The sequence below is a fragment of the Burkholderia sp. Bp9031 genome (assembly GCF_003857965.1).
In the GTDB taxonomy this organism is placed as follows: Bacteria; Pseudomonadota; Gammaproteobacteria; order Burkholderiales; family Burkholderiaceae; genus Burkholderia; species Burkholderia ambifaria_A.
This window is the reverse complement of sequence record NZ_QTPW01000003.1, coordinates 80,362-102,778: the sequence shown is the minus strand read 5'-3', so window position 1 is coordinate 102,778 and position 22,417 is coordinate 80,362. Positions and strand designations below refer to the sequence as shown.

At 66.9% G+C, this 22,417-nt stretch carries 18 protein-coding genes; 5 read left to right on the top strand and 13 right to left on the bottom strand.

The genetic code is table 11. The features are described from left to right. Window positions 1-71: 71 nt before the first annotated feature. From hydA to DIE15_RS05495, 3 genes are read right to left on the bottom strand one after another with little or no spacing between them, the layout of a single operon-like run. Entirely contained in the window at window positions 72-1,487 is a 1,416-nt protein-coding gene (gene hydA / locus DIE15_RS05505) for a dihydropyrimidinase (RefSeq protein ID WP_057925523.1), read from the bottom strand. A gap of 10 nt (window positions 1,488-1,497) precedes the next feature. Next, window positions 1,498-2,226 (bottom strand): aspartate/glutamate racemase family protein, encoded by a 729-nt coding sequence (locus DIE15_RS05500; RefSeq protein ID WP_057925522.1) that lies wholly within the window; start codon window positions 2,224-2,226, stop codon window positions 1,498-1,500. 51 nt (window positions 2,227-2,277) lie between these two features. Continuing rightward, window positions 2,278-3,576, bottom strand: coding sequence for an MFS transporter (locus DIE15_RS05495; protein WP_124832600.1), 1,299 nt, complete (start codon window positions 3,574-3,576; stop codon window positions 2,278-2,280). Window positions 3,577-3,748: 172 nt separating this feature from the next. Between DIE15_RS05495 and DIE15_RS05490 the strand changes: the two genes are divergently transcribed. Beyond that, on the top strand, window positions 3,749-4,462 hold the full coding sequence (locus tag DIE15_RS05490; protein WP_124832599.1) for a GntR family transcriptional regulator: 714 nt from the start codon (window positions 3,749-3,751) through the stop codon (window positions 4,460-4,462). Between the two features lie 49 nt (window positions 4,463-4,511). Here the strand turns inward: DIE15_RS05490 and DIE15_RS05485 are convergent, their stop codons facing one another. Continuing rightward, a complete protein-coding gene (locus DIE15_RS05485; RefSeq protein ID WP_124832598.1) occupies window positions 4,512-5,696 on the bottom strand; it encodes a M20 aminoacylase family protein in 1,185 nt (394 codons plus the stop codon). Window positions 5,697-5,734: 38 nt separating this feature from the next. Then, window positions 5,735-7,072, bottom strand: a complete 1,338-nt coding sequence (locus tag DIE15_RS05480) for a PLP-dependent lyase/thiolase (protein WP_124832597.1) — start codon at window positions 7,070-7,072, stop codon at window positions 5,735-5,737. 179 nt (window positions 7,073-7,251) lie between these two features. Here DIE15_RS05480 and DIE15_RS05475 point away from each other — a divergent pair, with 179 nt between their 5' ends. Continuing rightward, window positions 7,252-7,728, top strand: coding sequence for an Lrp/AsnC family transcriptional regulator (locus DIE15_RS05475; protein WP_057925517.1), 477 nt, complete (start codon window positions 7,252-7,254; stop codon window positions 7,726-7,728). A 130-nt stretch (window positions 7,729-7,858) separates the two neighbouring features. Here DIE15_RS05475 and DIE15_RS05470 read toward each other — a convergent pair whose 3' ends face one another. The 8 genes from DIE15_RS05470 to DIE15_RS05435 all read right to left on the bottom strand — a co-directional run bounded on the left by DIE15_RS05470 (window position 7,859) and on the right by DIE15_RS05435 (window position 18,045). Further along, a complete protein-coding gene (locus DIE15_RS05470) occupies window positions 7,859-8,476 on the bottom strand; it encodes a PolC-type DNA polymerase III (protein ID WP_057925516.1) in 618 nt (205 codons plus the stop codon). Window positions 8,477-8,706: 230 nt separating this feature from the next. After that, entirely contained in the window at window positions 8,707-10,431 is a 1,725-nt protein-coding gene (locus tag DIE15_RS05465) for a tannase/feruloyl esterase family alpha/beta hydrolase (RefSeq protein ID WP_124832596.1), read from the bottom strand. Window positions 10,432-10,459: 28 nt separating this feature from the next. Continuing rightward, window positions 10,460-11,608 carry a porin gene (locus DIE15_RS05460; protein WP_124832595.1) on the bottom strand — a complete coding sequence of 383 codons (1,149 nt, stop codon included), beginning with the start codon at window positions 11,606-11,608 and terminating at the stop codon, window positions 10,460-10,462. 65 nt (window positions 11,609-11,673) lie between these two features. Next, window positions 11,674-12,879, bottom strand: coding sequence for a 3-(3-hydroxy-phenyl)propionate transporter MhpT (mhpT, locus tag DIE15_RS05455; protein ID WP_057925513.1), 1,206 nt, complete (start codon window positions 12,877-12,879; stop codon window positions 11,674-11,676). 201 nt (window positions 12,880-13,080) lie between these two features. Next, window positions 13,081-15,000, bottom strand: a complete 1,920-nt coding sequence (locus DIE15_RS05450; protein WP_124832594.1) for a feruloyl-CoA synthase — start codon at window positions 14,998-15,000, stop codon at window positions 13,081-13,083. Then, entirely contained in the window at window positions 14,997-16,445 is a 1,449-nt protein-coding gene (locus DIE15_RS05445) for an aldehyde dehydrogenase (RefSeq protein ID WP_124832593.1), read from the bottom strand. Before DIE15_RS05445 ends, DIE15_RS05450 begins: the two co-directional genes overlap by 4 nt. 46 nt (window positions 16,446-16,491) lie before the next feature. Further along, entirely contained in the window at window positions 16,492-17,322 is an 831-nt protein-coding gene (locus DIE15_RS05440; RefSeq protein ID WP_057925510.1) for a p-hydroxycinnamoyl CoA hydratase/lyase, read from the bottom strand. 219 nt (window positions 17,323-17,541) lie between these two features. Continuing rightward, window positions 17,542-18,045 (bottom strand): MarR family winged helix-turn-helix transcriptional regulator, encoded by a 504-nt coding sequence (locus tag DIE15_RS05435; RefSeq protein ID WP_057925509.1) that lies wholly within the window; start codon window positions 18,043-18,045, stop codon window positions 17,542-17,544. Between the two features lie 232 nt (window positions 18,046-18,277). Here DIE15_RS05435 and DIE15_RS05430 point away from each other — a divergent pair, with 232 nt between their 5' ends. The 3 genes from DIE15_RS05430 to DIE15_RS05425 are packed head-to-tail and all read left to right on the top strand — an operon-like array spanning window position 18,278 to window position 22,416. Beyond that, complete coding sequence (locus tag DIE15_RS05430; RefSeq protein ID WP_124832592.1) at window positions 18,278-18,547, top strand: PAAR domain-containing protein; 270 nt, start codon at window positions 18,278-18,280, stop codon at window positions 18,545-18,547. Further along, window positions 18,548-19,324: a phage late control D family protein gene (locus DIE15_RS37490; protein ID WP_260428187.1), complete on the top strand. Its 777-nt coding sequence runs from the start codon at window positions 18,548-18,550 to the stop codon at window positions 19,322-19,324. It begins immediately after the preceding gene. After that, entirely contained in the window at window positions 19,261-22,416 is a 3,156-nt protein-coding gene (locus DIE15_RS05425; RefSeq protein ID WP_260428186.1) for a type VI secretion system Vgr family protein, read from the top strand. The genes DIE15_RS37490 and DIE15_RS05425 overlap by 64 nt, the downstream gene beginning before the upstream one ends. Window position 22,417 lies beyond the last annotated feature (1 nt).

The window sequence follows — 22,417 nt, the reverse complement described above, 5'->3', positions numbered from 1 at the left end:
CCTTCAAGGTCGTTTGATACAGATGATGCCCGCGCGCCACGCGGGCCATCCTCGTTTCCTGGAATCGAACGTCAATCCAGGCACGGCTTGCCGGCCGGCAGGAACTGCCCGCGCCCCGGCTCTGCCGCGAGCAGCCGGCCATCCTCGACGAGCAGCTCACCACGCGACAGGCAATGGCGCGGCCAGCCCGTCACCTCGATCCCTTCATAAGGCGTGTAGTCGACCGCGTGATGCAGCGACGCATTCGCGATCCGCACGCGCTTGTCCGGGTCCCACACGACGATATCCGCGTCGGCGCCGACCGCGATCGTCCCCTTGCGCGGATACAGCCCGTACAGCTTCGCGGGCCGCAGCGACGTCAGCTCGACGAACTGGTGCAGCGACAGATGCCCCTTGCGCACGCCGTCGAACAGCAGCGGCAAGCGCGTCTCGAGCCCCGGGATCCCGTTCGGGATATGGTCGAACGAGACGGCCTGGCCGCCCGGATGCTTGCCGCACGGATCGTCGTAGTTGAACGGCGCGTGATCGGACGAGAACACCGAGAACACGCCCTGCTTCAATGCTTTCCACACGGCCTGCTGGTTCGCCGGATCGCGCGGCGGCGGGCTGCACACGCACTTCGCGCCCTCGTAGCCGTCATGACCGCCGTGACCGAGATCGGCGGCCGTCAGGTACAGGTACTGCGGGCAGGTTTCGGCGAGGATCGGCAACCCGCGCGACTGCCCCCAGCGGATCTGCTCGATCGCCTCGGCGCCCGACACGTGCACGATCAGGATCGGCACGTCGACCAGCTCCGCGAACGCGATCGCGCGATGCGTCGCCTCGCGCTCGACCACGGCCGGCCGCGCATGCGCATGGAAATGCGGCGCGACGTGGCCGTCGCCGAGCAGCCGCTCGGTCAGCCAGCCGATGCAGTCCGAGTTCTCCGCATGCACCATCACGAGCGCGCCGTGCGCGCGCGCGACCGACAGCACGTCGAGCATCTGCCGGTCGTTCAGCTTCAGGTCGTCGTAGGTCATGTACACCTTGAACGACGTATAGCCGTTCGCGATCAGACGCGGCAATTCCTCGGCCAGCACGTGCGGCGTCGGATCGGCGACGATCAGGTGAAAGCCGTAGTCGATCAGCGCGCGCCCTTGCGCGCGCCGGTGATAGTCGTCGACGGCCGCCTGCAGCGACTGCCCCTTCGCCTGCGCGGCGAACGGGACCACGGTGGTCGTGCCGCCGCACAGCGCGGAGCGCGTGCCGGACAGGAAATCGTCGGCCATCTTCAGCCCGTCGGGCATCGGCTGGTCGAGATGGCAGTGCGCATCGACGCCGCCCGGCATCACGAGCATCCCGGTCGCATCGAGCTCGCGCGGCGCGCGCGGCAGCCCGTGGCCAAGCATGGCCACGCGCCCCGCACGGATGCCGATGTCGCACGAGAACCGGTCCGCCGCCGTCACGACGTCCGCGTGACGGATCACGAAATCGAGATCGTTCGACATGGCGCGCGCCTCAGATCACGTCGCTGAAGAGACGGCCCCAGCCCTTCACCTGCCGCGTGTCGTAGTCGGCGAGCTGCAGCGATTTCCACACGACGGTGGAGATCGTGTCGTAGATCGGAATGCCCGTCTCTTCCTCGAGCGCCGGCACCAGGTGTGCGGCGTTCAGGTTCGTGCAGAAGATCGAGATCGCGCGCGGGCCGGCCTTCGCGACTTCGCGCACCATCCCGCCGATCTGGTCGCCCGTCACTTCGGAGAACGAGAAATTGACCTTCAGGTTCAGGTGGCGCTCGGCGATGCAGTTCAGCCCCGAGCTGCGGTAGTTGTCGACGATCTTCGTCTGCACGTCGTCGAGGTACGGCGTGACGAGGCCGAACTCGTGCGCGCTGGTCTTCTTCAGGATCTCGTTGAGCGCGAGCACCGACGTCGTGGCCGGAATGCCGGTCGCCGCGGTAATGCGCTCGCACAGCCGCTCGTCGGCCTCGAAGCCGAGCCAGCCCGACGACGTGCCGTTCCACGCGATCACGTCGACCTTCGCGTCGGCGAGCAGCATCGCGGCCTGGATGATCTTGTCGTCGTCGAACTGGCCGAGCGCCTGGCCCGTCAGCGAGATCTCGGTGACCGGAAAGCGCGCGAAGTGCGCGGACACGCCCGGCAGGCCGGCGACCATCGCGCTCGTCAGCGGTTCGAGCGACGTGTTGGACGAAGGGGTGAGCATGCCGAGCAGGGTACGTTTCTTCATGATGGATTTCTCTTTACCAGTGAATGCAATCAATGCAGTGAAAAGGGTCGGTCAGACGGGGAGCTTGTTTTCGTAGTCGATCGCGCTGGAGCACACGAGCAGGCCGACGCCGGCCGCCGCGAACACCATCAGCGCAAGGAAGTAGGAGCCGGTGAACTGCACGATCGCGCCGACGAGGATCGGCACGGTGATGCCGCCGATGTTGCCGCCGAGGTTCATGAAGCCGCCGAGGAAGCCGATCTTGTTGCGCGTGCCGAGCGACGACGGGATGCACCAGTACAGCCCGCACCAGCGCAGGAAGAACAGCGTCGACGACAGCAGCGCGACGCACGCGACCGGGCTCTTCACATAGGCGACGGAAAAGATCGACACGGTCGCGATCACCGCCGCGATGCCGAACAGCGTGCGCATCACGACGTTCGGGCGACCGCCCGCGGCCTTCCACTTGTCGGCGATCCAGCCGCCGAGCAGCTCGCCGATGAAGCCGCAGAAAAAGATGATGAAAGTCGAGCCGCCCATCTGCTTGATGTCGAAGCCGTGCACCTTGTGCAGGTAGTTCGGCATCCACGTGAGCAGCCCGTAGAACACGCTGTTGAAGCACATCCAGCCGAAGAACATGCACCACACCGAGCGGTACTTGAAGAAGTCGCGCGAGCGGCCCGACGCACCGGCCGGCTCGGCCGCGAGGTCGCTCGCGTGCGATGCCTCGATGTAGTCGGCTTCGAGATCGTTGACGCCCGGATGCTCGCGCGGCGTATTGCGGATGTAGTACCACGCGAGGAAACCGGCCAGCACCGTGCCGACGCCCGCCACCGCGAACGCGAGCCGCCACGAGCCGAGCAGCGCGATCAGGCCGGCGATCAGCACCGCGCCCAGCGCCGCGCCGAGCGGCGCACCGCCGTCGAGCAGCGTGGCGCCGCGGCCGCGCTCGGTCTGCGTCATCCAGATCGCGTTGAGCTTGCCGCCGGCTGGATAGATCGGCGCTTCGGACGCGCCGAGGCCGAGGCGCGTGAGCAGCAGCGACGGCGCGTTCGTGCATATCGCGGCGATCGCCTGGAAGAAGCCCCAGAACACGGTCGCCGTCGCGATCACGATGCGCGGCTTGAACCGGTCGGCCAGCATCCCGCCCGGAATCTGCATCACCGCATAGGTCCAGAAAAACGAGCTAAGGATCAGACCCTCCATCGCCGGCCCGATGTTGAACTCCTGCGAGATGTAAGGCATGGCGACGGACAGCGACGCGCGATCGACGTAGTTGATCGCGATGAGGCTCAGCATGACGACGAATATCTTCCAGCGGACGGCGGACTTGCCGACCGTCAGGCCGGCGACACCGGAGGTTGAAGACATGGACGGACTCCAGGGGTGAACGAGGATGATCAGGACGTCGCGCAACGTTGAGCCGAGTATAGGATTAGAAATTTATAATTACAGTTATCGTAAACGCTTGGTTTCATTGAATTTGTTTTGTCACTACGATGGTGCAGGGTAAGCCCCGATATCGTGATAAGCTCGCACCATCATGAGCCAGACACCCCGCAACCCCCTGCTTCTGCGCACCCGCGGCATGGCCGCGGAGATCGCCGCGCGCCTGCGCGTGATGATCGACGAAGGCGAACTGCCGCCTGGCGCGCGGATCGACGAAAAGGAACTGAGTCTCGCATTCGACGTGTCGAAGACGCCGCTGCGCGAGGCGCTGAAGGTGCTCGTCGCGGAAGGCGCCGTCACGCATCGCCAGTACATCGGCTATCGCGTCGCGTCGATCGACGTCGACGATCTCGTGTCGACGTTCGAGCTGCTGCACGGGCTCGAGGCGATGGCGGGCGAATTGCTGCGCCAGCGCATCGGCGCGTCGGCGCTCGCCGCGCTGCAGGCGAAGCATCGGCGCATGGTCGAGTGCCACGAGGCCGGCAAGCGGGTCGAATATTTCCGGCTGAACCAGCAGATCCACCAGATGATCGTCGACGCGGCGGGCAACCCGGTGCTGTCGGGCATCTATGCGTCGCTGATGTCGAAGGTGCACCGCGCGCGCGGCGCCGCGAACGCGGACACCCTGCGCTGGGCCGAATCGCTGCACGAGCACGAGGAAATCATGGCCGCGCTCGCCGATCCCGACCACGCGCGGCTGCCGCAGGTGCTGCGCAGCCATTCGGAGAACACCGCGCGTGAAGTGCTGGCGATCCTCGATCGCACCGGCACGGCCGACGCGCCGGGCAAGCGGGCGGCCGAGGCGTAACCGCTCGCCGCATCAACGAACCGGCCGCCAGCGGCCTGCCGACGGCGCGCTACGCCGCCTTCAACGCGCGCCGCGCCACTTCCGCGAAATAGCGCGCGCCGACCGGCAGGATCTCGTCGTTGAAATCGTAGCCCGCGTTGTGCAGCGGCACGCCGCCGGGCCCGGCCGTTTCGCCGTTGCCGATGAACACGAAGTTGCCCGGCACCGCCTGCAAGAACGCGCCGAAATCTTCCGAAATCATCATCGGCTGCACGTCGGCGTTCACCGCATCGGCGCCCGCGACCTGCGCGGCGGCCTGCACGGCCGTGTCGACCCATTCCGGAGAATTCACCGTCGGCGCGAACTCGTGGGTGTACTCGAACGTGCAGGTCGCGCCATGCGTGCGGCAGATCCCTTCGCCGATCTCGCGCATCCGCGTTTCCAGCAGCGCCTGCACGTCGCGCGAATAGCTGCGCGTGTCGCCCTTGATCGTTACCGTCGACGGAATCACGTTGCGCAAACCGTCGGTGATGAACTCCGTGCACGAGATCACGGCCTGCTGGCCCGGATCGAGATTGCGCGACACGATCGTCTGCAGCGCGAGCACGATCTGCGAACCGATCACGATCGGATCGACACCCATGTGCGGGCGCGCCGCATGCGTGCCGCGCCCGTCGATCCGGATCACGAAGTTGTCCTCGCTCGCCATGATGCCGCCCGCGCGCGTCGAGAACGAGCCGGCGCGCATGCCCGGCATGTTGTGCGCGCCGAAGATCGCGTCCACCGGAAAGCGCTCGAACAGGCCGTCGGCCATCATCGCCTTCGCGCCGCGGCCGTGCTCCTCGGCCGGCTGGAAGATGAAGCGTACGGTGCCGTCGAAATCCTTGCGCTCGGCCAGCAGCCGCGCGGCCCCGAGCACCATCGACATGTGGCCGTCGTGCCCGCACGCGTGCATCTTGCCCGGCGTGCGCGACGCATGTTCGCGGCCCGGCGCGTATTCGGCAATGTTCAGCGCATCCATGTCCGCGCGGATGCCGATCGCGCGCTTGCCGGTGCCGGCCGTCAGGTTCGCGACGAGGCCCGTGCCGCCGATTCCGCGATGCACGTCGAGCCCGAGCGTCGTCAGGATTCGCGCGACGTAGTCCGACGTGTTCACTTCCTCGAAACCCGTCTCCGGGTGCTGGTGCAAATGCCGGCGCCAGGTCTTCAGTTGCCCCTGCAGCGTGCTTTCTTCCGTCGCGTCGATTGCGTCCATCGTGCTTGCCTCGTCGATCGTCAGGTCGTCCGGTTCGCTCAGGCCACTGCGGCCGCGCGGTTCAGCCAGTCGCGCTGGCGCGCCCGCACCGCGTCGGCCGTCTCGCCGACGCACTGCCGGTAGACGGACGGCGCGGTCGCGCCTTCCGTGTTGATCGCCAGCACGCGCGCGTTTGCATCGAGCCCGGCCTGCCGCGCCAGCGCCGGGTCGCGCATCAGCACGGTCAGCCCCGCGATGCCCGCCGCGCCCGATTCGCCGGACACGAACGGCACGTCGCGTTCGCTGCCGGCGGCGAGCGCGCGCATCGCCTGCACCGCGTCGTCGTCGTCGATCAGCATGAAGTGGTCGATGCTCGGCGCGAGGAAATCCCACGCGAGCGGCGACGCCTCGCCGCACGCGAGCCCGGCCATCACCGAATCGACGCTGCCGGTCGCCTTCGTCGCGCGCCCGGCGAGCGCGCTCTGGTACAGGCAGTCGGCCTGGCGCGGCTCGACGACGATGAAATGCGGCCGCCGTGCGCCATCATGCTCCCACAGATAGCTCGCGACGCCGGCAGCGAGACCGCCGACGCCGCCCTGCAGGAACACGTGCGTGAACGGCTGGCTGCCGTTGCCGCCGTTGCCGCCGTTGCCGCTGTTGCCGCTGTTGCCGCTGTTGCCGCTGTTGCCGCTGTTGCCGCTGTTGCCGCTGTTGCCGCTGTTGCCGCCAGCATCATCGCCCGCTTGCTGTGCGAGCGCTTCGGCCGCGATCACGCCGTAGCCTTGCATCACGTCACGCGGAATCGCTTCGTAGCCGTCGTACGACGTATCCGACACCACGTGCCAGCCGTTCGCATCCGCAAGCTGCGCGGCGTGCACGACCGATTCGTCGTAGTTGCCGGCGATCCGCACGATCCGCGCGCCGTGCGCGGCGATCGCCTGCTCGCGCTCCGCGTCGACGTGCGCGTGCAGCACGATCACGCAGCGGCAGCCGATCGCGCGCGCGGCGGCGGCCAGTGCGCGGCCGTGATTGCCGTCGGTCGCGCTGATCACCGTGAGATCGGCCAGCGACGCCGCGTAGCGGCCCGTGACGAGCCCCTGCGGATCGAGCGCCTCGGTGCGCCGCAGCCGCTTCACGAGCCGCATCAGCGCGATCGGCGCGCCGAGCGCCTTGAAGCTGCCGAGCGGCGAGCGGCACGCCTCGTCCTTCACGCTGACGCTCGCGACGCCGAGCCGCGCGGCCAGATCGGGCAGCGCGCGCAGCGGCGTGCGCGCGGCGCCGACGAGCGGCCAGTGCGCGAGCCACGCGCCGCTTTCGTCGGCCGCGGCGACGTTCATGATGCGGCGCAGCGCGTCGGGATAGTCGGTGCGCGACGCGCGGGGGTTGGCGATCAGCATGGCGGGAAGGCTCCGGATAAGGGCCGCGCGGGCGGCCCGTCGGTGGATGCGGTGCGGGCGCATACGGGTTGCGCTCGCCGTCGGTTCGAAAAATAATATTGCGCAAGCCGGTCAACAAAATCGCCAATTCGGCGCCCCGGACGCAAAAATTTCTCATTCTTCGAGGTCGCCGCCCCATCATGCCCACTCAACTCGATGCGTTCGATCGTAAGCTGCTGATGGAAATCCAGCGCGACGCGCACACGCCGCAGAACGAACTCGGCGCCCGCGTGAACCTGTCGACCGCCGCCGTGAACCGCCGCCTGCGACGGCTCGCGGAAGACGGCGTGATCGAGCGCTATACGGCCGTCGTCGCGCCGGAGAAGGTCGATCATCCGCTGACGATCGTCGTGAACGTCGAGGTCGAGAGCGAGCAGATCGACCAGCTCGACGCGATGAAGCGGACCTTCGAGCGCTGCCCGCAGATCCAGCAGTGCTATTACGTGACCGGGGAATGGGATTTCGTGCTGATCCTCGCCGTGCGCAACATGGATCAGTACAACGCGCTCACCCGCGAGCTGTTCTTCGCGAACAACAACGTGAAGCGGTTCAAGACGCTGGTGAGCATGAGCCGCGTGAAGGTCGGGCTCGAGGTGCCGGTGGAACTCGGCGAGTGACGGCCGACTCAAGGTGCCGGTGGATCCCGACGCGTGACGGCCGGCTCAAGGTGCCGGTGGATCCCGACGCGTGACGGCCGGCTCAAGGTACCAGTGAACCTCGGCGAGTGACGACCGGCGTCAGCCGCTCTCAGCGCGCACCGGCGGCCAACGACCCGAAGAACGTCGCGACCTTCGCCTTGCTCGTCGTCTGCAAGCGCGACATGAGCCCGTGATCGATGTGCCGCACCCCGTACGTCTCGCCGATATCGCGCTGCAGCCGGCACCACAGATGGCTCGCGATCTCCGCGTCGACCATCGCCCGGTGGGCGCGGCCCGCCTGCGGCAAACGCAGCATGTCGGCCAGGCTCGACAGCCGGTGGCTTTGCGCGTGCGGGTAGATGCGCCGCGCGACGAGCATCGTGCACGCGAACGCGTGCTCGGCCGCCATGCCTAGCATTCCGAGCTCGGCCTGCCAGAACCGCTTGTCGAAGCCGGCGTTGTGCGCGACGACGGGATGGCTGCCGACAAATGCGGCGGCTTCCTTCATGACCTTCGACACCGGCGGCGCCAATGCAATCATTTCGTTCGTGATCCCGGTGAGCGCGACGACGTCGGACGGAATGCGGCGGCCCGCGTTCATCAGGCTCTGGTAGCGGTCGACGATCTCGCCGTCGCGGAGAAGAATCACGGCGATCTCGGTCGCCCTGTCCCCCATGTTCGGAGAAAGCCCGGTTGTTTCGAAGTCGAGTACCGCTACGGTTTGCATGGTCAGATCAGAGGAAAGATACCTGGCGTGGAACGTCGGTCAGGACGCGTCGCGCCGACGAGAAAGCGCCATAGTATCCCCGGTTGCCGCGTCGGGCGGCAAATGCCATCGCCATGCATGGCTCATCGCCGTTTCCGTCCAGACGGACCGGCACGCCAGCCACAGCCGCCGCGGGCAACGGCGAACGTACCGATGCGTCTGCACATCGATACGTTCGCACGCCCTCTCCGTCAGCGACAACTGAAGCTCGCCGCCGAATTCACGTCGCCCGAGCCGTTGTAGCGTGCGACCTGCGGATACGGACACAGCGGCCGCGTGCGTCCCGCCCCCCACGAGGCCGGCACGTCCGCGTTCGGCACCGCGTTCGTCGTGTCGCGCGCCGTCGCAACGATCGCGGCGGGCGCCTGCCCCTGCTCGACCCACGCGACGAGCGGCGTCAGCATGTCGAACTGGTCGGCCGCCGGCCCGCCCGAGCAGTGGTTCATGCCCGGCACCGGATAGAAGCGCGCGAAACCCGACGCGTCGCCGCCGTTCGCCTGCGCGAGCCGGCCATACCAGTCGCTCGTATCGTTGAACGAGAACACCGGATCGCCGGTGCCGTGGTAGGCGAGCAGCTTCGCGCCACGCGACTTCAGCGCGGACAGGTTGGTCTCGTCCGGCGGCGTCATGAACGACCACGCGGATTGCGTGTACACGCCGTTCGTCGCGAAGATCGCCGGCGCGTCGTTGTCCATGTCGAAGCCGAGCGCGAAACCGGGAAGGTTCGCGAGCGTCGCGGCGGTTTTCGGCGGCGTCATGAACGTGAACGCCATCGCGGCCGGGTCGAGCGTGACCGAGTTCGACTGCTTCCACGCGGCCCAGCCGCCGCCGGCCACGCCCGGATCGTACGGAAAGCTCGCGTAGAGCGCCGTGCCCGCGCTGTTGCGCGCACCCGCGAACACGTTCTCGAGCGCGCTCTTCTGCGCAGTCGTCAGGCAGGCGCCGGTACGCGTGCCGTTCGCGCAGGTCGGGATGTCCGTCTCGACGCTGAAATGCGCCTGGCACGCGGCGACGTCCTGCACCATGCCGTCCGTCGAGCCGTCGAGCGCATCGCACTTGTCGAGAATCTTCGCGCCGACGAACTGGCGTTCCGTGTCGGTGAAGCCGCTGCGGATGTCCGGCAGCCCGTTCGTCCCGGTCGCCGACGCGATCTTCGCGAACTGCTGCGCGCCGTACATTTCGCCGATCGCCGCCTTCGGCAAATGGAAGCCCGGATCGCCGGCGATGATCCCGTCGTAGTCGCCCGCGTTGCGCACGGCCGTGACCATCGCATGACGGCCGCCGTTCGAGCAGCCGCCGAAATAGCTGCGGTCGGGCGTCTTCCCGTACGCGAGCCGGATCACCTGCTTCGCCATCGGCGTGAGCACGTCGACGGCGCCGTAGCCGTAGTCGAGCCGCGCCTGCGGATCGAGGCCGAACAGCGGATTCTGCGCGGCGCTGTGCCCGGAATCCGAGCTGATCACCGCGAAGCCCATGTTCAGCGCGTCGGTCAGCGGCCCGCCGCCGCCGATCTCGCCGGTCGCGGTGACGACGTTGCCGTCGAGCCCGCCGTTCGCCTGGTAGAAGAAGCGGCCGTTCCACGCCTTCGGCAGGCGCATCTCGAAGCCGATCGCGTAGGTCTTGCCGTCCACAGCGCTCACCCGCTCGTTCATCTTCCCTTCGATCACGCAGTGTTCGGCGATCGGCTTGCCGGCCACCGTCAGCGCACCGGCGGCCGCGGTCGTCACCGACGTGAACGACGTGTTCGCATACGACAGCTTCGCGGCGAGCGCATCGCAGGTCTGCGCCATCGCGGCCGGCGTCGCGGCACTCAGGTGGGTCGGCGCGGCGGTGACCGAATCGTCGCCGCCGCAGCCGGCGAGCATCGCCGCCGCCGACAGCGGCACAATACAGAGGAATGCAGATTGCCTGTTCAAGATATCTCCCGTTCGTCAGACTGCCGGATCAGAACGTGTGCCGGATGCCGACCATCGCGCCGAGCTGCCCCATCCCTTCGCCGGGCGTCGTGCCGGCACCGCCGCCGCTGACCGCGTAGCGCGCATGCGCGCTGTTCCACAGATACGACGATTGCGCGTAGACGGCCGTGCGCTTGGTCAGCAGATAGGTCGCGCGCAGCGTGGCCATCGTCGCGCGCGTGTCGTGCGCGCTGTTGACGATCCGATAGCCTTCGCCGTCGACGACGAAATCGGGCTTCACCGCATACGACGCGCCGACGAAGAACAGATCCGAATGCGCGCCCGGTGCGGCCGGCGAACCGGTCGACACGCGCCGCCCGATCCAGCCCGCGCCGATCCGCGCGCCGGCCGCCTGCGCATAGGCGCTCACGTGCGTGCGCGTATCCTTGCCGCCGCTGCTCGTGAAGGCGACCGGCGCGATGCCGTCGAAGAAGTTCGCGGCGGCGCCCGTGCCGCCGCGCTGCTCCTCGTACGACGCCGCCGCACCGAAATACGCGCTGTCGTACTTGAGCATCACCGACCAGTCACGGCATTGCGTCGCGTCGCCCGGCACCTGCCCCGCGCACGTGCCCTGCCCCGGCGAGTTGCCGGTGCCCGCGCCGTCGCGGCCGAACGAATACGCGGCGCCGAGCGTCACGCCGCGATACGTGCCGACGTAGGTCACCGCGTTGTCGGTGCGGCCGTTCGGCACGTACGCGTCGAACGAGCCGAGGCCGTAGATGTCGGGGCCGATGATGTCCGCGCCCTGCAGCGCGAGATAGGTCATCGTGTACTGGCGGCCGAACGCGAGCGTGCCGAAGCCGCCCTTCAGCCCGACGAACGCCTGCCGCCCGAACAGCCGGCCGCCCTGCCCGAAATCGCCGCCGCGCACGTTGAAGCCGCTTTCGAGCGTGAATACCGCCTGATAGCCGCCGCCGAGATCCTCGGCGCCGCGCAGCCCCCAGCGCGACGGCAGCTCGCCCGTCACGCCCGGCATGCGCACCACGTGGTCGCCCGCCGCGTTCGCGTGCGACACGAACTCGACGCCGGTGTCGACGATCCCGTACAGCGTCACGCTCGACTGTGCGTGCGCGCCCGGCGCGGCGAGCGCACAGCATGCGCCGGCGGCCAGCAGGCCGTTCCTTGTCTTCGTCTTCATTTCGTTGCGTCTCCAGACCTTGGTGAATTGCGCGCTCTGACGGCACGCATTGAAAAAGCGAAACGTCAGTCGCCGGCTTGCGGACGGCGAATCAGCACCAGCGCGGCGACGGCCGCGACGAGCGTGACGGGGATGCTCGCGCCGATCACCACGGGCGCGCTGCGGCCCGCGGCCAGCAGCGTCGCGGCCGCGAGCGGCCCGACGACGGAACCGAGCCGGCCAACGGCCACCGCCGCGCCGACGCCCGTGCCGCGCATCGCGGTCGGGTAGTAGATCGCCGCGAGCGCATACAGCACCGACTGCCCGCCGACCACGAACATCCCGGCCGCGAACGCGGCCGCCGCGAGCGACCCGAAGCCGGGTGCGGCCGCGAGCGCGGCGAGCGACAGCACGATCCCGACATACATGCCGCCGACCACGCGCGACGCGCGCATCCGGTCGAGCGCCGCGCCGATGCCGAGCGCGCCGAGCCCCGCGCCGACGTTGAACGCGATCTGCACGAGGCCGACATGCTCGCGATCGAGCCCGCGCGCGGCCATCAGCGACGGCAGCCAGTTCAGCAGGAAGTAGAGGACGATCAGCGTGCAGAAGTAGCTGACCCACAGCGCGACCGTCGATGTCGTACGGCCGTCGCCGAACAGCGTGCGCGCGACGCTGGTACGCGCGGCCGGCGTGCCGGCGACGTCGAGATACGCGCGCGATTCCGGCAGGAACCACGCCAGCAGCGGCACGAGCAGCAGCGGCCCCGCGCCGCCGACATAGAAGATGTGCCGCCATTCGGTGTCGCCGGCGAGCAGCACGCCGATCAGCGACGCGATCACGCCGCCGAACGGGATCCCGCAGTACATCGTCGCCACCGCGCTGCTGCGCGAGCGCGGCTCGACCGCTTCGGACGACAACGCGATCAGGTTCGGCATCGCGCCGCCGAGGCCGATGCCGGTCAGCACGCGCACGACGACGAGCATCGCGAAGGTCGACACCTGCGCGGTGGCGATCGACAGCAGCCCGAACAGCGCGGCCGACGCGATCAGCACGCGCTTGCGTCCGATCCGGTCGGCGAGCCGCCCGCCGAGCATCGCGCCCGGCAGCAGCCCGAAGGTGCCCGCGCTGAACGCGATGCCCATCTGCGACACGCTCAGCCCGAACTCATGCGCCATGCGCGGCGCGGCGACGCCGACCGACTGCAGGTCGAGTCCTTCGAGAAGTGCGACCGCGAAACACAGCGCGAGCGTGGTCGCGACCGTGGGTTTTTCCGCAACGTAGGTGTTCATCTTGTCTCCAATCCCATGTCTTGTAGTCGGTCGGCCCTGCAACGGCCGCCGCGCGCCGCCGCCGGCCAGTGGCGGGTCGGCGCGCGAAGTGTCGTCTGAACGGTCGCCTTTATCAGGCAGCCTGATTCACTGGCCGCAAGAATGCCTGCCGGTATCGTGGCCGGCCGGTCGTTATGCCTGCTTGCTTCGGTTTGCTTCTGCCTACGCGTAAATCACGTCGGGATCGCGCCGCGCCGGGTCATACAGCGCGTCGATCGTCGCCGCGCGATGCTTCTGCACGGCCGCCTGGTTCAGCGAGCCCTTGTCGGTCGCTTCGCCGAGATCCAGCGATGGCGGCGTGTCCATCAGCCGGATGCGCGCGACGAACGTCGACCCGCCGCTCGCATGCCGGTTCAGCGTGACAAGCCAAGCCGCGAATGCCGCACGCACGGCCGGCGCGCGCAGCACGTCGGCCACCGGCGCATCGGCAGCGAGCCCGGCAATCGCCCGGCACGCGTCGACGCGCGGAAACACCAGCAACCCGATGTCGTCGCGATTGATCCCGGTGACCACCACGTCCTGCACGTACGGCGCACCGCTCGACACCGCATTCGCGCGCAACGGCCCGACGCTCACGAACGTGCCGCTGCTGAGCTTGAAGTCCTCGGTCAGCCGCCCGTCGAACAGCAGCCCGAGTTCCGGCCGCTCCGGATCGGCAAAGACGCCCGCGTCGCCGCTGCGGTAATACCCTTCGTCGTCGAACACGTCGCGCGGATCGACGTCCGCGTGCCAGTAGCCGCGCATCACGTTCGGCCCCTTGAAACGCAGTTCGAGCTTGCCGCCGCATGGCACGAGCTTCGCGTCGCAGCCGGGCGCGGGCAGCCCGATATAGCCGGCGCGCATCAGCGGGCCTGTCGTGAACAGACACGACGGCGACGCCTCCGTCATCCCGAGGCCGGCCATGATCCGGATCCGCTCGCCGCAATGCCCGTGGGTCACGCGGTCGAGCCGGTCCCACGCGGCCTGCGACAGCCCCGCGCCGCCGAAGAAATACAGCTTCACGCGCGAGAAGAACGTGTCGCGCAGCGCGGCATCGCGTTCGAGCGCGGCGGTCAGCTCCTCCCAGCCCTTCGGCACGTTGAAGTAGATCGTCGGCGCGATTTCGCGCAGGTTGCGCACGGTTTCGTCGAAGCGGCCCGGCACCGGGCGGCCGTCGTCGATGTACAGCGTACCGCCGTTGTACAGCGCGATGCCGAGGTTGTGACTGCCGCCGAACGTGTGATTCCACGGCAGCCAGTCGACCAGCACCGGCGGCTCGCGCGTGAGCTCGGGCATCGTCTGGCGCAGCATCTGCTGGTTGCTGCACAGCATCCGGTGCGTGGTCGGCACGGCCTTCGGCAGCTTCGTCGAACCGGACGTGAACAGGATCTTCGCGAGTTGGTCGGGGCCGACCGCCGCGTGGATCGCGTCGATCGTGCGCGGCACGGTGGCGAGCAAGCGCGACAGCGGTACGGCACGGCCCTTTCCGTCTGCACCTGCATCTGCATCGGCGTCGGCATCGCGTGCGACGATCAGCGCCGCATCGGCCGGCAACGTGGCGTCGAGCGCACGCGTGAACGGCGCGCGTTCGGCGACGAACACCGCGCCCGGCTTCAGCACGCCGAGCGTGTGACGCAGCTTGCCGTAATCGGTCGACACCAGCGAATACGCGGGCGAGATCGGCGAGTACGGCACGCCGGCCAGCATCGCCGCGAACATCAGCTGCAGATGCTCGAGATCGTTGCCGGACAGCACCGCGAGCGGACGCTCGGCCGACAGCCCGAGATCGACGAGGCCCTGGCCGATTGCGCGAGCGCGGTCGAGCATCTGTGCGTAGGTGATCTCGATCCAGCGGCCGTCGGCGCCGCGCCGTGCGGCCAACACGCGCTCGGGATGCGCTTGCGCACCGCGCACGAGGCAATCGGTCAGGCGCGTCGGGTAGTCGCCGAGCGGTTCGCGCGAGCGCAGATACCACGCGCCGTTTTCCGCGCGTCGAATCTCGGCCGCGCCCACGGCGACGGCCGCCGCGCGATAACGCACGCCGCCCAGGTCGGTCACGGGCCCGCTTGCGGGCTTCGATGCATTCATCGTCACCTCGCTCATATGGGGTAATGACGCAGTGTGGTCTGCACGGTGATCCAGCGCAGCTCGGTGAATTCGGCGATCGACGCACGGCTGCCGAAGCGACCGTAGCCGCTCGCCTTCGTGCCGCCGAACGGCATCTGCGCCTCGTCGTGCACGGTCGGCCCGTTGATGTGGCAGATCCCCGATTCGATCCGTCGCGCAACCGCCATCGCCCGTGCGACATCGCGGCTGAACACGCTCGCCGACAGCCCGAACTCGCTGTCGTTCGCGAGCGCGACCGCTTCGTCGTCGCTGTCCGCACGCAGAATCGCGACGACCGGTGCGAACGATTCCTCGCGGTAGAGCCGCATGTCGCGCGTCACACCGTCGACGATCGCCGGCTGCATCGTCGCGCCCTCGATCCGGCAGCCGAGCGGCAAACGCGCACCGTGCGCACGCGCATCCTCGACGAGCGACGCGGCACGCGCGGCGGCCGCCGCATCGACCATCGTGCCGAGCGGATGGCCGGCCCGCGGATCGCCGGCGACCAGCGTGCGCGCCTTCTCGGTCAACCGTTCGACGAGCGCATCGGCAATCGGCCGCGCGGCGATCACGCGCTCGGTCGACATGCAGATCTGCCCCTGGTTGAAGAACGCGCCGAATGCGATCGCGTCGACAGCCGCATCGAGATCCGCATCGTCGAGCACGAGCACCGGCGCCTTGCCGCCGAGTTCGAGCAGCACGGGTTTCAGGTGCGCGGCCGCATGGCGCGCGATGATGCGCCCGACGTGCGTCGACCCGGTGAAGTTGATCCGCTTTACGTGCGGATGCGCGATCATCCGCTCGACGAGTTCCGGTGCATCGGCCGCCGCGTGCGTGATCACGTTGACCACGCCCGCGCCGAGCCCGGCGTCATTCAGCACCGCGCCGATCAGCGCATGCACGCCCGGGCACGCTTCGGACGCCTTCAGCACGACCGTGTTGCCGCATGCGAGCGGCATCGCCAGCGCACGCGTGCCGAGGATCACCGGCGCGTTCCACGGTGCGATGCCGAGCACCACGCCGCACGGCACGCGCATCGCGAGCGCGAGATTGCCGGGCACGTCGGACGGGATCACGTCGCCGTCGATCTGCGTCGTCATCGACGCGGCCTCGCGCAGCATGTTCGCCGCGAGCGTCGCATTGAAGCCGAGCCAGCCGGGCGTCGCGCCGGTTTCGGCGACGCCCGTCGCGATGATCTCGTCGATGCGCGCGTCCATCAGATCGGCTGCCTTCAGCAGCCGGCGGCGCCGCTCGGTCGGCGCGAGCGCCGCCCACGCGGGAAACGCGCGGTGTGCGGCGTCGATCGCCGCGTCGACGTCGGCCGGGCCGGCCGCCGGCGCGCGCGACGCGAGCGCGCCCGTCGCGGGGTTGAATCGTTCGAAGGTTCGTCCGTCGCGGGCGGTACACCACTCGCCTGCGATCAGCATCCGTCTGTCGGTCATGTCGTCTCCTGCCTTGCCTGTCTCTTGCGGTTGCGTCGGCGCAATGTCAGCGCTTGTATGCCTGCAGGCCCGGCTTGATCGTCTTGTCGTCCAGGAACTGCTTCAGTCCCTGCTCGCGGCCGCGCTCCGGATCGCGCAGCTGCGCCTGGTCGAGCTTCGCGTACAGGTAATCCTCGCACTGCTCCCACGTGAGTTCGCGCGAACGCTTGAAGCCGTGTTTCGCCGCGCGCAGCACGACCGGATTCTTGTCCATCAGCCGCGCGGCGAGCGCGATCGTCGCGTCGCGCAGGCCGGCCAGCGGCACGCTGCTGTTCACGAGGCCCATGTCCGCGGCTTCCACGCCGGTGAACGTGTCGCCGGTCATGATGTAGTGCAGCGCGCGGCGATGCCCGACCGTGTCCGCCATCGCCTTGCTGACGAGGTTGCCCGGCGGGATGCCCCAGTTGATCTCCGACAGCCCGAACACCGCTTCGTCCGCCGCGATCGCGAGGTCGCACGCGACGAGCGGCGAGAACCCGCCGCCGAAGCACCAGCCGTTCACCATCGCGATCGTCGGCTTGTTGTACATCCGCAGGCGGCGCCATTGCCATTCCGATGCGTCGCGACGCACCTTTTCCTGCAGCGCGTCGGAGCCGCCGTCGATCTCGCGGAAATATTCCTTCAGATCCATGCCGGCCGTCCACGCGGCACCCGCGCCGGTCAGCACCAGCACCCTCGCCTCGTCGTCGAACTCGACCGCGTCGAGTACCTCCAGCATCTCCCGGTTCAGCGTCGGGCTCATTGCGTTGCGCTTCTCGGGGCGGTTCAGCGTCACCCACGCGATGCCGGCCTCCACGTTCACTTCAACGGTCTGCCAACGATTGTCGTACTTGCTCATGTCTGTTCCTGTCGTTCGTTCCTGTGCGATTCGGTGCGCAGCATTCCTGCTGCGAACGGCTTCATTTAATATCAGGCTACCTGATATTGCAAGCGGCACGAGCGCCGGTGTAAACCCGGAGCGTAAAGCGGGGGAAACGAAGAAATCGGGGAGCGGTCAGGCGACCGGCAAAGCGAACGCGGGCCGCACGGGCCCGCGTCGCGGAGGTTCGGGAAGGGGTCAGCCGCGCAGGTTGCGCGAGAACAGTTCGAGCGCGCGCTGCACGTGCGCGGCGTCGTCGGCGGAGATCTCGCCGAGCATGCGCGTCTCGAGCGGGCGCAGCACGGCTTCACATTCGCGCAGCATCGCCGCGCCTTCGTCGGTCAGCGTCAGCAGGATGATGCGGCCGTGCGACGGGTCGGCTTCGCGCGTGACGAAGCCGCGGGCGGCCATCACGCTCATCACCTCGTTCGCCGATTGCGGCGTGATCCACGAGCGCTCGGCCAGTTGCGCATTCGACGACGCGCCGCGCGCCTCGAGCACCGACAGCGCCGTGTATTGCGCGAGCGTGATGCCGAGCGGTGCCAGCGCGTCGGTCATATGCCGGCGCAGCAGCCGGTCGAGACCGCCGATCACATAGGTCAGGCGCTGCTGCACGCGCGCCTTCGGCTTGTCGCCCATCGCGCGGGTGGCATTCTTCGCAGCATTTTTCGGCTTCGCGGGCTTGGTCGGGGTGGAGCTCATGGTACGGGCGGGATGGGATTGCGGGCCATCTTACCAGCAGGGCGGGGGGCAAATTGCATAGCCGTGACATCGATCTCAACGCGCGCCCCATTTACGATTGACTCGTATAAGTACGAAGACATCCATCGATCTGCTAATCAAATTATCGAAAACCATCGATTTCCATCTTGAAAATTGCGCTGCACATCGGAGCGAGATAAAAGAACGTCTTCATTCCTCGCACGAGTCACCGATGAAGAACGCACAAGATCGCGAAATGGTTCGCCTGAGAGACATCACCGATCATGGCGGCACCGTCACCGAAGTCGCCGGTGATCTCAAGCATCTCGGCATTGGTGTGGCACTGGACGGCCATGGCGTGACGTGCCCGAAATGTGGTGGCGTTTTTCCGCTGCTGGCAAGCGGCCCGCGCACGCACCGTGGCCGCCTGGTCGGATATCGCGGCGACAAAACCGGCTGCGGTGCAATCGTCATTGGCCAGCGAACGGCGAGGGCAGAGTAAATGGAGATTTTTACCCAGGCCCGAACGCTGTCCATCTCCGGCGCGGCGTTACCCACCTACGGCATGGATGCGCTGCCGGTCTTTGTTCCAGTTCGGTTGCAAGGCATCGAAACCATTGGCCGTCTCGATGAATGCCGCTACCTCGTCACGTTGCGAACCGACGACGCCTATGCGTTCTCGCCGAGTCGTACGGCCGATCTCGATCTGGACAAGATGGTCGGCACCGAAGTGACCGTGTCGATCCAGCTCGAAGGCATAGGCCAGCCCATTCCTGGGCTGGCCGGTGTCGCCGGACTCGGCAACATCGGCGCGGGTACGCGCGAGATAACGGGGTTGGTTGAAGCCGCCCGGATCGCCGGACAGGATCGCGATTCGATTCTGTACGAACTGGAATTGCGGCCATGGCTCTATCGGGCGACGCTGACGCAGGACTGTCGCCTGTTTCAAGATATGACCGTCGTCGACATCACCGACGCGGTACTCTCGAAATATCCCTACCCCGTCGACAAGCGTTTGGGTGCATTTCGGGGCGTCTATCCGAAACGCGACGTGCAGCGGCAAGCATCGGAGACGGATTGGGCGTTCCTGCAACGCCTTTGGGAAGAATGGGGAATCTGGTGGTGGTTCGAGCACGACGGCGGCCATCATCGTCTGGTTCTGTGCGACTCGATGGGCGGTCACCCACCGCACGGCACGGCACGGCTTACGAGACGTTGCGCTATCTGCCGCCCGGCGGGCAGCGTATCGACGAGGAACACATTCACACGCTGTCCGTGACCAGCCGCCTTACGCCGGGCCGCGTGACCGTGACGGACTACGACTACACGCGCCCGCGCGCCAATCTCGCCGCTACTGTGGAAGACCCTCGCCCGACCGCAAGCGCCGACGGCGAACTTTACGGTTGGGGGGATTACAGTCAGCCGCTCGCGGGCGCGCAAGGGCTGACAGGTCAACCGAACGATACTGAGCGGGAGGCGCAACATTTCGCGCGCGTGCAGCTTGAGGCGCGACGCTGCGCGGGGCGGCGCGCAAACGGACGAGGGCATCTGCGCGGGCTCACGGTCGGGCATACCTTTACGTTGACCGGCTATCCGCAGCAGGCGGCAAACCGCGAATACCTCGTCGTATCGTGCGCGCTCGATATCGAGGAAGTCGCAGGACGCACCAGCAGCGCGCAGCCCTATCGCGTTGACGCTCAATTCGAACTGTTGCCGACGAACGAGCCGTTCCGACTGGAACGCAGCGTCCACAAGCCGATCCTGAGCGGGCCCGAGAAGGCGATTGTGGTCGGGCCGGCCGGACAGGAAATCTGGACGGACCAATACGGCCGGGTCAAGGTGCAATTCGCATGGGACCGGCAGGGCCGGCAGGGCCGGCACGACGAGCATTCCGGTATCTGGTTGCGGGTGCTGTCACCATGGCAGGGCGTGGACATGGGCGCGACGTTCATCCCGCGCGTCGGTCATGAAGTCGCGGTGTCACACTACTATGGCGACCCGGATTTGCCGGTGATTATCGGCAGTGCCGTCAACGCATTCCGCCAGCCTGCGTTGGACCTGCCGCACAATCAGGCGCTGTCGGTGCTGCGCGGCAAGGAACTCCACGGCACTGCATCCGGCCACGTGGCTATCGACGATACGCGGGAGCAAATTCAGACGCAGATTGCCAGCGACGCAGGCACGTCGATGCTGAGTCTCGGCAACCTTCGGCGCATCACTCGAAAGAAGGGTCGTGCCGATGCGTGCGGCAAAGGCTTCGATCTTCGCACCGACGACTGGGGTGTTGTCCGGGCGTTGAAGGGTTTGTTCGTGTCGACGGACGGTCAACCGGGCGGCCCGGGTCACGCGAAGGACGCCAAAGAGGCAATGGGCCGGCTGACGCAGGCGCGCGAGCTACAGGAAAGCCTGACGGATTTGGCGCAACAGCACAACACACAACAACGTGGCGCAGACCAGAGCGACGTAGCCCGTGCGATCAAGGCGCGTAACGATGCGATTCGGGGCAATACGTCTGCCGGCCCGGACGATTTCCCGGAACTTGCCGAAGCCGATATCGTGCTGGCCGGGCCGGCGGGTATCAGCCTGGCGGCCGAGCGTAGCGCCCATATTGCGAGCGGTGAGGACGTTGCCGTGACGAGCGGCCGGCATGTCGGGATTGCCGTGGGGCGTTCGTTGTTCGCGAGCGTATCGAATGCGTTCTCTCTGTTTGTGCACAAGGCAGGCATGACACTCGTTGCCGCCGCGGGGAAAGTGCGGATCGAGGCGCGGAACGACGGTGTTGACGTGACCGCCAAGAAGACAATCCAGATCACAAGCATGACTGACAGTATCCATCTGCATGCGGCAGAGGAAATCGTGCTGCACGCCGGCAGTACCGAGGTACGCATCAGCGATCAGGGGTATGTGGTGCGAACAGCGGGCGAGCACACGATCTTTGCAGGCAGTCATCAGACAGACGAAGCGCAGGTGCGACCAATACGCCTGCCGGTCACGCCCGACAATCCGGGGCAGTATGCGGCGCACTTCGTGCTGTTGGAGCACGACAGCGGGTTTGCACTGCCGAACCAGCCGTACCGGGTCACGCTCGACAACGGACGCGTGATAGAGGGCGTGAGTAACGCGCTGGGCGAAACGGATGTGGTGACGAGCCACGACATCGCGTTCGGCACGGTGGAGCTGCTGGCGGCGAGCGATCCGGACAAGGTGATTGCGGTGAACCGGGCAGCCGTCGTGCGCGACAACACGACGCCTTACACCGCCCGAGCGCCGAACGCCGACAAACGCACCACAACGATCAAGGGCAAGAAGGTCAGCACCCCGGAACAGGGGGCGACGTCCGAGAATCAGCCGGCCGCGTTCGCGACCTGCGACCCGCTCAACTTCGGGTTGCGCTTCCATCACTTCATCGACGGGGCTAAACAGAGCGATACGCCCCCCGATATGCCGATACGCCGGGATGTTGAGTATCCGGTGACGAAGGCTTATACGGCGACGATCAAAAAGGCGCTCAAGGGGATCGAGTGGGGCAGGTTCAATACGTTGAGTGGCGAGATATCAAGAAGCCTAAAGGCAAATATCGCGCTCGCGGTTGAAAATATACTGAGCAGCGCCCTTGGCGCAGGGCCATTTGGGTTACCCAAGGGCCTGTTAGGCGATCCGACTGGATCAAATGGCGCAACCCCCAAGATAAATATCGTTAATGAAAAGGAGGGGAAATCCAAATACAACATGCGCCCGGATGTCAGCGCGTCATTTATCGGCATACCCTGGGTAATCGCTATCCAAGAGAGAGAAATAACGAAGATCGTTGCATCGTCGAGCAATGCAGCTGCCTTGGACGGCACCCTGAAGGCCTTCGCGGATCTGCTTTATCACGAAGCGCGACATTGCCAGCAAACATTCTGGATGATTGCCTTGCTTCAACAACATCCGAGCGACTATGCGATGTTCTCGCAGGCAATGCAGGTGTATGGAGACAGTATGCGAAAGGATGTCTTTGATGCGGCCGAAAAGACGCGACTTCCAGATGACGCGCGGGTAATGGCGGGGCTGCATCGCATGTTGGTTTTTCACTATTACTGGATGATTTCGCACATGCAAAATCAGGCGGGCGGAGCCTATGTGAAGTCCGACGTGCCGATTGCACAGGCCGAGGTGTGCAAGCTGTTGAGAGTGTCGCCAGAAACGGCGGCCAAGATGGTGAATTTCGAAGATGGATACCGGAGCCAGTTACATGAAGAAGATGCTTATGCGTGTGCGGAGGTGGTGCAAGCCTATTGGGACCGTCCTGATCGTGCTTTCGTGCGCAACCCCGGTACATGCACAGGAGAATACAATGCTTCACTTAACGCCATTGGGGGAGGGATTTGAA

What these genes read in the sequence shown, in the direction of transcription:
- hydA (WP_057925523.1), bottom strand. Translation starts at nt 1,487, where the DNA reads ATGTCGAACGATCTCGATTTCGTGATCCGTCACGCGGACGTCGTGACG.
- DIE15_RS05500 (WP_057925522.1), bottom strand. Translation starts at nt 2,226, where the DNA reads ATGAAGAAACGTACCCTGCTCGGCATGCTCACCCCTTCGTCCAACACG.
- DIE15_RS05495 (WP_124832600.1), bottom strand. Translation starts at nt 3,576, where the DNA reads ATGTCTTCAACCTCCGGTGTCGCCGGCCTGACGGTCGGCAAGTCCGCC.
- DIE15_RS05490 (WP_124832599.1), top strand. Translation starts at nt 3,749, where the DNA reads ATGAGCCAGACACCCCGCAACCCCCTGCTTCTGCGCACCCGCGGCATG.
- DIE15_RS05485 (WP_124832598.1), bottom strand. Translation starts at nt 5,696, where the DNA reads ATGGACGCAATCGACGCGACGGAAGAAAGCACGCTGCAGGGGCAACTG.
- DIE15_RS05480 (WP_124832597.1), bottom strand. Translation starts at nt 7,072, where the DNA reads ATGCTGATCGCCAACCCCCGCGCGTCGCGCACCGACTATCCCGACGCG.
- DIE15_RS05475 (WP_057925517.1), top strand. Translation starts at nt 7,252, where the DNA reads ATGCCCACTCAACTCGATGCGTTCGATCGTAAGCTGCTGATGGAAATC.
- DIE15_RS05470 (WP_057925516.1), bottom strand. Translation starts at nt 8,476, where the DNA reads ATGCAAACCGTAGCGGTACTCGACTTCGAAACAACCGGGCTTTCTCCG.
- DIE15_RS05460 (WP_124832595.1), bottom strand. Translation starts at nt 11,608, where the DNA reads ATGAAGACGAAGACAAGGAACGGCCTGCTGGCCGCCGGCGCATGCTGT.
- mhpT (WP_057925513.1), bottom strand. Translation starts at nt 12,879, where the DNA reads ATGAACACCTACGTTGCGGAAAAACCCACGGTCGCGACCACGCTCGCG.
- DIE15_RS05450 (WP_124832594.1), bottom strand. Translation starts at nt 15,000, where the DNA reads ATGAGCGAGGTGACGATGAATGCATCGAAGCCCGCAAGCGGGCCCGTG.
- DIE15_RS05445 (WP_124832593.1), bottom strand. Translation starts at nt 16,445, where the DNA reads ATGACCGACAGACGGATGCTGATCGCAGGCGAGTGGTGTACCGCCCGC.
- DIE15_RS05440 (WP_057925510.1), bottom strand. Translation starts at nt 17,322, where the DNA reads ATGAGCAAGTACGACAATCGTTGGCAGACCGTTGAAGTGAACGTGGAG.
- DIE15_RS05435 (WP_057925509.1), bottom strand. Translation starts at nt 18,045, where the DNA reads ATGAGCTCCACCCCGACCAAGCCCGCGAAGCCGAAAAATGCTGCGAAG.
- DIE15_RS05430 (WP_124832592.1), top strand. Translation starts at nt 18,278, where the DNA reads ATGAAGAACGCACAAGATCGCGAAATGGTTCGCCTGAGAGACATCACC.
- DIE15_RS37490 (WP_260428187.1), top strand. Translation starts at nt 18,548, where the DNA reads ATGGAGATTTTTACCCAGGCCCGAACGCTGTCCATCTCCGGCGCGGCG.